Annotated in this window: 10 protein-coding genes; 2 read left to right on the plus strand and 8 right to left on the minus strand. The window is 48.4% G+C overall.

All coding sequences use genetic code 11. The annotated features are described in order from the left end of the window. Positions 1-2: 2 nt before the first annotated feature. From C3V43_RS11980 to C3V43_RS12010, 7 genes are all read right to left on the minus strand, one after another. Positions 3-707 (minus strand): hypothetical protein, encoded by a 705-nt coding sequence (locus C3V43_RS11980; protein WP_129588759.1) that lies wholly within the window; start codon positions 705-707, stop codon positions 3-5. Positions 708-801: 94 nt separating this feature from the next. Next, positions 802-1,656 (minus strand): tetratricopeptide repeat protein, encoded by an 855-nt coding sequence (locus tag C3V43_RS11985; RefSeq protein WP_106070004.1) that lies wholly within the window; start codon positions 1,654-1,656, stop codon positions 802-804. 13 nt (positions 1,657-1,669) lie between these two features. Continuing rightward, positions 1,670-2,620 carry a cysteine synthase A gene (gene cysK / locus C3V43_RS11990; protein WP_106070005.1) on the minus strand — a complete coding sequence of 317 codons (951 nt, stop codon included), beginning with the start codon at positions 2,618-2,620 and terminating at the stop codon, positions 1,670-1,672. Positions 2,621-3,113: 493 nt separating this feature from the next. Next, positions 3,114-4,820: an acyl-CoA dehydrogenase family protein gene (locus tag C3V43_RS11995; RefSeq protein WP_106070006.1), complete on the minus strand. Its 1,707-nt coding sequence runs from the start codon at positions 4,818-4,820 to the stop codon at positions 3,114-3,116. 10 nt (positions 4,821-4,830) lie between these two features. Continuing rightward, positions 4,831-5,652, minus strand: coding sequence for an energy transducer TonB (locus tag C3V43_RS12000; protein ID WP_106070007.1), 822 nt, complete (start codon positions 5,650-5,652; stop codon positions 4,831-4,833). A 14-nt stretch (positions 5,653-5,666) separates the two neighbouring features. Continuing rightward, positions 5,667-6,686 (minus strand): electron transfer flavoprotein subunit alpha/FixB family protein, encoded by a 1,020-nt coding sequence (locus tag C3V43_RS12005; protein ID WP_106070008.1) that lies wholly within the window; start codon positions 6,684-6,686, stop codon positions 5,667-5,669. A 4-nt stretch (positions 6,687-6,690) separates the two neighbouring features. Beyond that, positions 6,691-7,584, minus strand: a complete 894-nt coding sequence (locus C3V43_RS12010; RefSeq protein ID WP_106070009.1) for an electron transfer flavoprotein subunit beta/FixA family protein — start codon at positions 7,582-7,584, stop codon at positions 6,691-6,693. A 301-nt stretch (positions 7,585-7,885) separates the two neighbouring features. Between C3V43_RS12010 and C3V43_RS12015 the strand changes: the two genes are divergently transcribed. Then, positions 7,886-9,796, plus strand: a complete 1,911-nt coding sequence (locus C3V43_RS12015; RefSeq protein WP_106070010.1) for a carbohydrate-binding domain-containing protein — start codon at positions 7,886-7,888, stop codon at positions 9,794-9,796. A gap of 193 nt (positions 9,797-9,989) precedes the next feature. On the opposite strand, the gene C3V43_RS12020 is transcribed toward C3V43_RS12015, so the two are convergent. Then, positions 9,990-11,201, minus strand: coding sequence for a C1 family peptidase (locus tag C3V43_RS12020; RefSeq protein ID WP_106070011.1), 1,212 nt, complete (start codon positions 11,199-11,201; stop codon positions 9,990-9,992). Between the two features lie 123 nt (positions 11,202-11,324). Here C3V43_RS12020 and C3V43_RS12025 point away from each other — a divergent pair, with 123 nt between their 5' ends. After that, positions 11,325-12,185 (plus strand): patatin-like phospholipase family protein, encoded by an 861-nt coding sequence (locus tag C3V43_RS12025; protein WP_106040735.1) that lies wholly within the window; start codon positions 11,325-11,327, stop codon positions 12,183-12,185. Positions 12,186-12,469: the final 284 nt, after the last annotated feature.

Consider the following 12,469-nt stretch of genomic DNA (forward strand, 5'->3'; position numbering starts at 1 on the left):
ATTTACTTATATTTGCCAACTATTAAGATTTGTCGATATAGCCTCACTGTCTCTTCCAGTGTACTGCAATTTATGAATACCGGTATATCATTTATCCTCTCTATATGTATAAAAGGGGACGATTTATTATTCAGAAACAAAAAACACTTTTTCCCGTTGTTGAGTACATAATATCCTATATTCTTGTCTTTTACAGATATACCGTTACTTCGATATGCGACGTCAGGGAATTTATTCTCCAGCACTATCCCGGAGGCAGTGGCAAATGGGATATTCAGCGTATAACCGCCTCTAAGTTCAATCTGTGTTTCGCTTAGGGTTATTTCAAAAGACATGGAGGAAGCTAATTTCTCATTGAAACAATAACCTGCCCCGATTACCGATAGCACGAAGCCGCCGATAGCTGCATATTGCCACCTGTGCCCTTTTGTGATTATTACAAAACACAAACTTATGATAAGTACAATTCCCGATAGGACCAGATGTGTTATCACTCGGGCACTTGTACTTGATAGAGGTATTCCTCCTATATATTGCAATGAATATACGATGGCTGCAACCAAGAATAAATATCTGGAGAGTTTTATGTATTTGCGATTATCGGCAAGGTTTTCAACGGGCAAGATGAACCGGAACAATCTGTGGAGATAAAGAGCAAATAACAACAGAATCAGTATAACTCCAATATTGGGAAATATATTTTCCATGATTACCTTGATTACTCGTTCGTTTTCTTATCCTTAAGCGCTTAATACGCAAAGTTCGTTTTTCATCAGGAGGATTCCTTTATACTATATTGCTTTATTTACATTGCAGCAATAGTTCCCTGACGTCCGCCTGCGGTATTCCCAGTGATGCGGCTTTCTCGAAATCGCGCTTTGCCAACTCCTTTTTCTTTTGCGAGAGATAAAGCTGCCCGCGCATCAGGTAGGCTTCCGGCTGCGATGAATCGAGACGGATGGCCTCCTCCAAATCGACCATTGCCAAGTCGGTATGCTCCATGTCTTTCTCAACGCCGGCACGTGCCGTGTAGAGCACGGCTGTTTGCGAAGCTGTCAGGACGGCCGAGGAGAGCTCCTTTTCCGCAAGCATGCTGTTCAAGATTGAAAGGGCTGCTTCGTATTTCTTTTCTTTCTGTTCCAACATGGCCAGTCCGAGCCGCCCGTTATAGCTTTGGGGAACAATCTTCAATAAGTGTTCGTAGTCTGCCCGCGCAAATTTGTAATTACGTTGTTGCATATAGGCGTAAGCACGCATCAGCAAAGCCTCTTGGTTGTCTTTATCCATATCCAGCACTAACGAATAGTCTATCCGGGCCAAATCTTCTTTTCCCGATTCGAGATAAAGCGCTGCGCGATTCAACAAAACGGGTACGGCACGCGGTGCAATGTTCAGCGCAAGCGTATAGGATTCCAACGCCTGTTCGTATTGCTGCCGGCGTTGCTGTATGATTCCCAGATTGGAAAACAGCAGTGCATTGTGCGGATTGGCCGGCTCCAGCCTTAAGGCTTGTCGGATGTAGCCTTCGGCTTGCGTCAGGCTGTCTTGCTTCGTGGCGGTGGCCGCACGTTCGCTCAGCTCCTCGTAAGTCTGCGAAAAGGCGGGCGACACGCCTATACCTCCGCATAGTAAAAAAGAAAGAAAAAGCTTCTTCATTGTTGTTTTGTTTTTAGTCCAAGGGATAGGCGTCGAAAGCAAACAACTCAGTTGACAAATACCGTTCGCCCGTGTCGGGCAATAGGGTGACAATCGTTTTGCCTGCAAATTCGGGACGTGCAGCCAATAACCGTGCCGCATATACCGCCGCACCGGATGAGATGCCGGCCAGCAGGCCTTCGGTGGCGGCCAGCTCGCGCCCCGTACGGATGGCTTCGTCGTCAGGAACCGGAACCACTTCGTCTACCACGGAGGCGTCATAAATGGAAGGAATAAAGTTGGCGCCGATGCCCTGAATGCGGTGCGGTGCGTCGTCTCCTCCTTCCAATACCGGAGAGGATGCCGGCTCCACAGCAACAATATAGACATCGGGGTTGTGTCTCTTCAGGGCGCGTGCCACTCCGCAGACAGTGCCGCCTGTGCCTACGCCTGCCACAAAGACGTCGACCCTACCTTCCGTATCCGCCCATATCTCTTCGCCCGTGGTTTGTTCGTGGGCTTTTGCGTTCGCCGGGTTCTCGAACTGCTGCAAAATAACCGCTTCCGGTATCGCGTCTCGCAGTTCCTTTGCCTTGGCAATGGAGCCTGCCATACCTGCCAGTCCGTCAGTTAGCACAATTTCCGCACCTAAGGCCTTTAGCAGGTTACGGCGTTCCAGACTCATTGTCTCGGGCATCGTCAAAATCAGCCGATACCCCTTGATGGTTGCCACCATGGCCAGTCCCACACCGGTATTGCCACTGGTGGGTTCTATAATGGTGGCGCCGGGCTTCAAAGCTCCGCGTGCTTCGGCATCTTCAATCATGGCAAAAGCCACACGGTCTTTCACGCTTCCCGCAGGATTGAAAGATTCCAATTTGGCCACTATATTGTTTTTCAGCCCGTATTTACGGCTGTAGCCGCACAATTCCATCATAGGTGTATGCCCGATTAGCTCTGTCAGATTCTTTGCTATTCTTGCCATAATCAGTTCTGTATATATTTTACTTATCCTCCATTATCGGCATCCGTCGCGCGAGACGGGCGTCGTTCGGATGCACGTTTGGTTATATGAAGGCAAAGATAGAAATTTATACGGAACAGAGGGCAGGAGTAGGGAGAATAAATAGCCTCTTGCCCCCTGTTGTGCCTCATTTGTCAGACACAAGTGTTTTGCACGACAGACACAAGTGTCTGTCATTTCAAACGTTTGTACCTGAGAAAACCGGTGATTGCTTGTTTGTAATCGACAGTAAATCAGCCTCTTTTCTATAAGGTCTTTTGAGATGGCAAGAGCAAGGATACAATTCTGTGCCATAAGCGTGTTTGGTAAGAAAGAACCGTTTCTTCCTTACCAAACAGGGAAGGCACGGAATTCATAGATTGACGATGAACCCATGAAACTTCGTGCCTTCTGAAAAGTTTATAAATACGTGGTGTGTCGGTACACCTTTATGCTTTGTCCTCTCCCGGTAAGATTACTTGCGGTAGCTTTCCAACTCTTCGGCCTTGAACTTGCGAATGAAGTTGAAGTGTTTCTCTACTTCGGCTTCGGCATAGTTCACATAAACCAAAGCCGATTTGCCGAACAGTTCCGGCGCTTTTGTGGCATCTTGGATAATCAGATGCGACATCACGCATACGGCGGCCATCTCGTACAGGCGACGGGCCATGAAGTCCAGCAGCTCCTGGTTGGTGGTTTCTTTCACGGCATTGGTGCAGGCATCCAGCTTGTTTGCCATTTCCTGCACACGCTCCATCAGCGGTTGTGTTTCCGCACTGCAAGGGATGGTTTCATAGTCGCGCAGGGTGGCGATGTACGAACCGTTCGTCACATAGCGGATGGCAGCCACGGTCTGCAACTGCGTGGTACCCTCGTAGATGGAGGTAATACGTGCGTCGCGATAGATACGCTGGCAGGCATATTCCAGCATGAAACCGGAACCGCCGTGAATCTGGATGCAGTCGTATGCGTTTTGGTTGGCATACTCGGAGTTCATACCTTTGGCCAGCGGAGTAAAGGCGTCGGCCAGTTTGGCATATTTCTTCTGCTCCTGACGTTCTTCGGGAGTGAGTTTGCGTTCGCGGGCAATGTCGTCTAATGCTTTGTAGATGTCTACATAGCGTGAAGTCTGATACAGCAATGCGCGCCCTGCATCCAGTTTGGCTTTCATGATGGCCAGCATGTCATATACGGCAGGAAACTCGATGATGGCTTTGCCGAACTGCTTGCGGTCTTTGGCATACGCCAGTCCTTCGTTATAGGCGGCCTGCGAAAGACCTACCGACTGAGCAGCAATACCCAAGCGGGCACCGTTCATCAGAGCCATGACATATTTTATCAGGCCGAGCTTGCGCTCGCCGCAAAGTTCTGCTTTGGCATTTTTATAAACCAACTCACAGGTGGGAGAGCCGTGGATACCTAACTTATTTTCGATACGACGCACGTCTACGCCTCCTTCTCTCTTGTCGTAGATAAACATAGATAGGCCGCGACCGTCTTTCGTGCCTTCTTCCGAGCGCGCCAATACAAGATGCAAGTCGGCATCTCCGTTCGTAATGAAGCGCTTCACGCCGTTCAGACGCCAACAGTTGTTGGCTTCGTCATAGGTGGCTTTCAGCATGACGCTTTGCAGGTCTGAGCCGGCATCCGGCTCAGTCAAGTCCATCGACATGGTTTCTCCGGCACAGATGCGGGGGATGAAACGGCTGTGCTGGTCTTCGTTGCCGAATTCATAGAGCGTTTCTATACAGTCTTGCAGCGACCAGATATTCCCGAAGCCTGCATCGGCCGCGGCTACAATTTCGGCACACATGGTGTAGGGAGTAATCGGGAAGTTCAATCCGCCGAAACGTCGGGGCATGGTCATGCCGTTCAGTCCGGCTTTCACCATGGCATCGAGGTTCTGTTTAGTTCCGTCGGCGTATTCCACACGACCGTTAGCGCAGTGAGGGCCCTCTTCGTCTACACCTTCTGCATTGGGAGCAATGATTTCTCCTGTGATTTCTCCTGTGATTTCGAGCACTTTGTCATACGAGTCCATTACGTCCGCATAGTCCTGCGGAGCGTAGTCGTACTTGTCTTTGTCTTGGTATCCGCGTTCTTTCAGTTCGCAGATACGTTCCATCATCGGATTGTTCAAGTGATACTTGAGTTCCGGTATTTCGGTATAAAAATTTGCCATAATTTATTGATTATTTAGGTGTTGTAAAGTATATAGGCACTACAAAACGGACATTCTTTGCTTTTCCATCTTGATAGCCAGGTAACCAACGATGGGCCTTTGCAATGGAATTGAAAGCTCTTATGGCCTCACTATCAATGTCGTGACGCACAGACTGGAGTATTTGGGGATTGACCATCTTTCCTTCAGTATCAACGGTGAACTGCAAGAGGACTCTTCCTTCCACTTTTTTCTTTCGGGCTTTTTCCGGATATATTATTATATTTGTTATCAGTTCTCTGATTGTTTGTATACCTCCGGGAAATGATGGAAATCTAAAATACGGCTGGTGCTCTATTTCTGTTCCGCTTTCATCAAATAATTTCCCATTGGTACATTCGTTATTCGAATAGTCTTCTTCTCTGTGAAGTTTGCCATCAGGATAATATTGCAGGAGTTTTCCGTTAAGCCTTCCGTTTTTATAGTTCATAACAAAATGTATTGAGCTGTTAGGATAATACGTTATTGCTTCTCCTTCTAACTTGTTATTGCTATATACTTCTGTCAGACTGTCCTTACCATTTGCATGAAAAGCAATATGTATCCCTTCTCTTATCCTTCTGCGAGGATTACTGTTATAGTCTGAGAAGTGCCAAATATCTTTTTTCTGCCCTTCCAAAGTGTATTCTTCTACCTTGATACTATTGGGGCTTGTTTGAGCGACAAGTGCGTATCTGATTGCTTTGGTCGAGTCAGCTATCCATTGATCGTTTTTGTCCAGCCAGACTTTCTCTTGGGTAAAGGCGGAAGACATACTTGAAAGAAGAGTAAATATAAGAATCAGTCTTTTCATGATTACCTTTATTATTACTTGCTGTTCTGTTTATAATACTTAATCATCTTCGGTATCACCTCTTCCACCGACCCGTTGATGACGTAGTCGGCAATGGCATTGATGGGAGCATTCTCGTCGTTGTTCACGGAGATGATGATGCCGCTGTCCTGCATGCCGGCGATGTGCTGTATTTGTCCGCTGATGCCGCAGGCGATGTACAGCTTCGGACGAACCGTTACGCCCGTCTGTCCGATTTGGCGGTCATGGTCGGCATAGCCTGCGTCGACGGCGGCGCGACTGGCACCTACTTCCGCATGCAGTTCTTTGGCCAGTTCGAACAGCATATCGAAGTTTTCTCTGCTACCCATTCCGTAGCCGCCGGCAATCACGATGGGAGCACCTTTCAGATTGTGCTTCGCTTTCTCTACATGGCGTTCAATCACCTTCACCACGTAGTCTGTTTCGGGAACGTATTTAGCCACATCGTGCTTGATGACTTCACCTTTGTATCCGGCATCCAGAATTTCTTTCTTCATCACGCCCTCGCGCACGGTTGCCATTTGCGGACGGTGTTCGGGGTTTATAATCGTGGCGACGATGTTACCGCCGAATGCGGGACGAATCTGATACAACAGATCTTTGTAAACCTTGCCCTCTTTCTTGTCTTCGTGGTCGCCGATTTCGAGAGACGTACAGTCGGCCGTAAGTCCGCTGGTCAGGGCGGAAGATACGCGCGGGCCGAGGTCGCGGCCGATGACCGTGGCGCCCATCAGGCAGATTTGCGGTTTTTCTTCCTTGAACAGATTGATGAGAACCGAAGAGTGGGGGAGGGAAGTATAGGGAAACAGCCCCGGAGCGTCGAAGACGTGGAGTTTGTCTACACCATAGGGCAATACTTGCTTTTCAATGCCTGCCAGATTGCTTCCGGCTGCTACTGCTTCCAGTTGGCAGCCCAATTGGTTGGCTAATTTACGACCTTTGGTCAGGAGTTCGAGACTGACGTCGGCAACCGTTGTGCCTTCTATCTCTAAATATACAAATACGTTGTTCATAATCTTATCCTATCGTATGGTTGGCTAACAGTTCAACAATCAAATCTTCCACATCCTTGTCGCTGCCTGTCAGCGTTTTGCTTTCTTTGGCTTGGAATGAAATGTTCTGAATGGTTTTCACTTTGGTGGGCGAACCGCTCAGACCACATTGCACAAGGTCGCCCTCGACGTCGGCAACGCTCCACTCCGTGATGTTCAGATAGGGATATTTCTCATAAAGGTCGGCATAAGCCAATTCGGCGCCCTCTTTGGCAATGGCTGCTTTCTCTTGTGCACCGAGGGCACGTTTGTATTTCTGCACCAGCTTGGCGTTGCGCGGACGGCAGGGAGCCGCACTCCCGTTCACGGTGATGACGATAGGCAGAGGAGCTTCCACGGTCTCCACACCGCCGTCGATATGACGTTTCACGGTGATTTTCCCGACAGCTTTGTCCACATCCAGAATCTCTTCCGCATAGGTCACCTGTGTCAGTCCTAATTTTTCGGCCACTTGCGGCCCTACTTGTGCCGTATCGCCGTCGATGGCTTGGCGTCCGCCGACGATTATATCACAATCGCCTATTTTTCTGATGGCAGTGGCAAGGGCATACGACGTGGCAAGGGTATCTGCACCGGCAAAAGCGCGGTCGGTCAGCAGATAGCCGTTGTCGGCACCACGGTAAAGTCCTTCACGAATAATTTCGGCTGCCCGTCCCGGCCCCATGGTCAGAAGGGTCACGGTAGAGCCCGGATGTTCATCTTTCAGTCGAAGGGCTTGTTCAAGAGCGTTCAGGTCTTCGGGGTTGAAGATGGCGGGTAGCGCCGCGCGGTTGATGGTTCCGTCGGCTTTCATGGCATCTTTCCCGACGTTGCGTGTGTCGGGAACTTGTTTTGCCAATACAACAATTTTCAAACTCATGCTATTAGTTATTAGTATTAGTGTTTCTCTGTCAGTACCGGGGAAATAGGAGTAGTGAGAGAAGAATTCCTGCTACTGAATTTGTCCGGTTAACTCATTATCAGCGTGCAAATTTACGCAAAGAGTTGAGTTTGGCAAGAAAAAGGGGTGAAAAATGCACAAACCGCTAAAATCTGAGCAAGAAGGAAAAAGAAGCTTATTCGTATAGAAAAAAGACCTATTGGTAGAAATTATTTCTTTTCGTTGCCTCTTCCCGCTATATTCGCTGTGGAAAGTTAGAGTTTATTTAAAACCAAGCGATATGAAAAAAGAGATTTTAATGGCTACATGCCTTTGCTTGTGCGTGGCATGTGCAACGGATGATCCCATAGGGGATTGGAATGATAGCGATACGCAGGAAAGCGGTAGTGCAAGTGGTGGAGAGGAGAATTCTTCCGGGGGATCGCTCGCATCAGTCTATTCGCTCAACTTTGATGTGTCATGGGACGATGTGGCAGACGATGCATTTGTGGATGCTGCTGAAACGGTTGTTACCGACAGTTCTGACGATGAGTATGACGATTATGTGGAGAACTCCGCTTTTTCTTCGGTGATAAAAATTGTATATGCCGACGGTTCTGCTACCGTATCGGGAGATGTTGCGGGCGTCACAGTCACTGTAGAGGGGGCTTATGTCACTGTAAACTCTACCGTGGGAGGTGTGGAGTATCAGCTTAGCGGTTCTGCATCAGACGGCGCATTGAAGGTTTATAGCGAAAAGAAATTCAAGCTTACCCTTGACGGAGTGAGTCTGACCAGTACGAAAGGGGCTGCCATCAACATTCAGAGCAAGAAACGCATCTTTGTGGAGAGTGCTGCGGGTACGGTAAACAACCTGACCGATGCTGTTTCATATACCAACAATGTGGATGGTGAGGATCAGAAGGCTTGCTTGTTTGCCGAGGGGCAGCTCATCTTTAGCGGAACCGGATTACTTACAGTGAATGGTAACTATAAACATGGCATTTGTAGCGATGATTACATCCGTTTGCGTAGCGGCAGCCGTATCGTGGTGGCTTCAGCCCCCAAAGATGCTTTGCATGCCAATGAGAATATCATCGTGGGAGGGGGATTGCTCAAACTCACACCTTCCGGTGATGGGCTGGATTGCGAGGAGGGAGGTATCGATATTCGTGGCGGATTGCTGAAAGCAAACATTACGGGTACTGCCTCCAAGGGCATTAAAGCTACGACGGATATTACCCTTAGTGGCGGACAGATGATACTTCTTACTTTGGGAGATGCCGAATATGATTCTGACGATAATGACCTTAGTTCTGCTGCCGGTATAAAATGCGACGGCAACCTGACCGTGAGCGGAGCTTCCGTATTCATCAAGAGTACCGGTGCGGCAGGCAAGGGTATTAACTGCGACGGCATGTTTACCATGACCGACGGTATGCTGAGAATTATTACCACCGGCAAGCAATACATCTACGGCAGCCTTGACTCTTCGCCTAAAGGCTTAAAGGCAGACGGGACACTCACCATTTCGGGCGGTAGCGTATGGGTACGCACTACCGGAGGTGAAGGCAGCGAAGGTATCGAGAGTAAGAGTACGCTTGTCATCAACAACGGAGATGTGCGTGTTTATGCTTATGACGACTGTATCAATGCCACTACAAGCATCGCTGTGAATGGTGGTACTGTTTACTGCTATAGTAGCGGCAATGATGGCATTGATTCCAACGGTACGCTTACCGTGACAGGAGGAACAATCGTATCGTGCGGAACTGCCAGTCCCGAAGAAGGCTTCGACTGCGATCAAAATACGTTCAAGATTACAGGTGGCACACTGATTGGTGTGGGTGGCAGCACCAGTATGCCTACAAGCAGTGTATGCACGCAACGTTCCGTAGTCTACGGAGGTTCGGGTAGTGGCGGTACACTTGTCAGTGTGGCAGCGTCGGACGGTACGCATGTCATGTCTTTCACCCTTCCGCGTGCTTATAGCCAAATGACAATGCTCTTCAGCAGTGCCAAACTGGCACATGACACCGGATACACGATATATACCGGTGGCAGTGTGAGTGGCGGTAACTCCTATTGCGGTCTGACTACGGGTGGCACTTATAAAGTCGGCACACAAATCGGAACTTTTACGGCAAGCTGTATGGTGACGTCGGTGGGAAGCACTTCCGGTGGGGGTGGATTCCCCGGTGGGAGAAAATAAAAAAGCAGAAGCACATAAGAGCCTGTTTGAATTTTACTCTGTATTCTTTTGAGTAAAATTCAAACAGGCTTTAAGAACAGCGTACTGAAAGAAACGGGAAATGGCTCAGCCCTAAATCTAAACGTCTATCTTTTCCTGTTCTTATGTTCTTCTGCCTGAATCAAGAAGCTCTTTTTCTTGCCAATTGATTGATTTACTTCAAGCCAAGTTTCTTGGCAATTTCTTTGGGAAGCGCTTTTTTGTTCACCAAGATGTTCATGGTTTTGTAGCGGGCAAAAGCTTTGGAAGCATACCACAAACCTTCATATTTTCCGGCTTTGCCCCAAGAGTTCTTTACCATATAGTAATCGTTTCCTTCTTGGTCTTTGGCGGTACCGTATATCAGCATGCCGTGGTCATCGGTGGTTTCCCAATTATCGTAGGCCTCCTGGCGTTCTTCCTGCGTGCACCATTTCTGAGGCTGGGGCTTGCTGTTCAGCTTCTTCTCTGCGGGTTTCATCTTCAGCCAGTGAGCCATGTCCGAACCACTGAGTTCCTGTACTTTGTCTGCATCGGGCATCACAGCGACGCCATCGCGGGTAAATCCGTCTTCGCTGACATCGGCTCCCCACGCGATGGGATAACCATTGGCAATGGCATTGTCGAATACCTGCATCAACTCGTCGATGGGCAGGTTGTACGAGCGTGCCCAGCGCCAATTGTCCTGAATTTCAAGAACAAACGATTCATAGAACGGATGATGGGTGTAGGAAGTCAGTGAGATGTAGTCGTCAGGATTCAGACCGGTAGATTGGTAGAAAGACTGCGGGGTGTATGTTTTCCCTTGATAAGTGAATGTCTCAGGACACTCGCCCAAATAGATGTTGTGGATGGCGGAGATAGCCTTTTTCCACAAAGGTTGGCGGCCGGCATCGGTCTGCAACTTACGCAGTTTTCCTTTGGCAATGGCAGCTACCACGGCGTCTGAAACTGCCGAAAGTTCTGTGTGGTTGCTCAGCGTATCGCCGTACATTACGCCCGGACGCATGGTCTCTTCGGGCACCAGTCCGAATGTCTTCATGCCATATATCACGTCATAGAAAGAACCGCCTTGTGAGAAGGAAACATCTCCATGAGTACGCACGGCAGCATCTGCACGATCCAGATAAGTTTTGTGCACGATATACATTTCGGAGAAGTCGTATTCTCCCTTTCCCATACGCAGCAGTTCCGATTCAAGGAAAGCTATACCGGAATAGCTCCAGCACGTACCGGCACGGTTCTGATTCTTGATAGAAGTGATGGGCAACTCTTTGACGGTTGTAAACACGAAGCCTTCTTCCGGCTTGTCTGTTTCCGGGGCATCCTGAGCTGTCATGTTCAGGCTCAGCAATCCCAAAGCGGCAATCAGTATAGGTTTTTTCATTTTGATTAATTAATATATGAATAATTAGTTTGATGGCACAAATATAATTAGAATATTATGAACAAAGTTTATCTTTGAGGCGCAAAATGACATTTAAATAACAATTAATCTGTTTTTTATAATATGAATCGGCACGCTATATCTCTCACCTCGCAAAGCGGACTTGTATTAGAAGGCGGAGGCATGCGCGGTGTTTTCACTTGTGGTGTCCTCGACAGTTTTATGGACCGTGGCATTCGCTTTCCCTATGCCATCGGTGTCAGTGCAGGAGCCTGCAACGGGCTTTCTTATATGTCCGGTCAGCGCGGACGTGCCAAATACAGCAACATCGATTTGCTGGAGAAGTACAAGTACATAGGGTTGAGGCATCTGTTGAAGAAACGCAATATCATGGATTTCGATCTGCTGTTTCAGGAGTTTCCAGAGCATATACTGCCTTATGATTATGAGGCCTATTTCCGTTGTCCGGAGCGTTTTGTCATGGTGACCACCAATTGCACGACGGGCGAGGCCAACTATTTCGAGGAAAAGCAGTGTAAAGAACGTCTCATAGATATTGTAAGGGCTTCGAGCAGCCTGCCTTTTGTCTGCCCCATAACCTATGTGGACAACATCCCGATGCTCGATGGTGGTATTGTCGACAGCATTCCGGTGATGCGTGCCCGGCATGATGGCTTCACCAACAATGTGGTGGTGCTGACGCGCAATCGTGGTTATCGTAAAGAGGTTAAAGGGACGAAAGTTCCTCCATTTATATATAAGAGGTATCCGCAGCTTCGCGAAGCCATCAACCGCCGCAGTGTGGTCTACAACGAGCAACTGGACTTGGTGGAGCAGATGGAGGAAGCCGGAGAAATCACTGTGATACGTCCGCGTAATCCGATAGAAGTAAACCGCATAGAACGCAATATCAGAAAGTTGACAGACCTTTATGAAGAAGGATACCGGTGCGCGGAGGAGTTTGAGTTTGAATCGCACTATTAGGAATCTTTGTTTCCGCCTTGCGAACACTTGTTCGCACGGTGCGTTTGTCTGTTCGCGCACTGCGTTTTTATATTCGCGCGGTGCGAATAAAGGAATATACGTGTACCGAACAACTTTTCTCCGTGCATCTCACCGTTTTTCTATATATACCGCATCGCTTTCTCTAATACATCCGCCTTATCCCGTGTACACAGCCCACAGCCATTCCATATATCCGGTCACTTCAGGCAGCAAGGGCGGTTTCCTATCAAACTTGGAACTGTTTCCTTAAGCTGTATCCGGAT

The organism is Prevotella heparinolytica (genome assembly GCF_002998535.1).
Lineage (GTDB): Bacteria > Bacteroidota > Bacteroidia > Bacteroidales > Bacteroidaceae > Bacteroides > Bacteroides heparinolyticus.

Excerpts from the sequence above, each read along its gene's own strand:
- C3V43_RS12025 (WP_106040735.1), top strand. The coding sequence starts at position 11,325 with ATGAATCGGCACGCTATATCTCTCACCTCGCAAAGCGGACTTGTATTA.
- C3V43_RS12005 (WP_106070008.1), bottom strand. The coding sequence starts at position 6,686 with ATGAACAACGTATTTGTATATTTAGAGATAGAAGGCACAACGGTTGCC.
- C3V43_RS11995 (WP_106070006.1), bottom strand. The coding sequence starts at position 4,820 with ATGGCAAATTTTTATACCGAAATACCGGAACTCAAGTATCACTTGAAC.
- C3V43_RS11985 (WP_106070004.1), bottom strand. The coding sequence starts at position 1,656 with ATGAAGAAGCTTTTTCTTTCTTTTTTACTATGCGGAGGTATAGGCGTG.
- C3V43_RS12000 (WP_106070007.1), bottom strand. The coding sequence starts at position 5,652 with ATGAAAAGACTGATTCTTATATTTACTCTTCTTTCAAGTATGTCTTCC.
- C3V43_RS12020 (WP_106070011.1), bottom strand. The coding sequence starts at position 11,201 with ATGAAAAAACCTATACTGATTGCCGCTTTGGGATTGCTGAGCCTGAAC.
- C3V43_RS11980 (WP_129588759.1), bottom strand. The coding sequence starts at position 707 with ATGGAAAATATATTTCCCAATATTGGAGTTATACTGATTCTGTTGTTA.
- C3V43_RS12015 (WP_106070010.1), top strand. The coding sequence starts at position 7,886 with ATGAAAAAAGAGATTTTAATGGCTACATGCCTTTGCTTGTGCGTGGCA.
- cysK (WP_106070005.1), bottom strand. The coding sequence starts at position 2,620 with ATGGCAAGAATAGCAAAGAATCTGACAGAGCTAATCGGGCATACACCT.
- C3V43_RS12010 (WP_106070009.1), bottom strand. The coding sequence starts at position 7,584 with ATGAGTTTGAAAATTGTTGTATTGGCAAAACAAGTTCCCGACACACGC.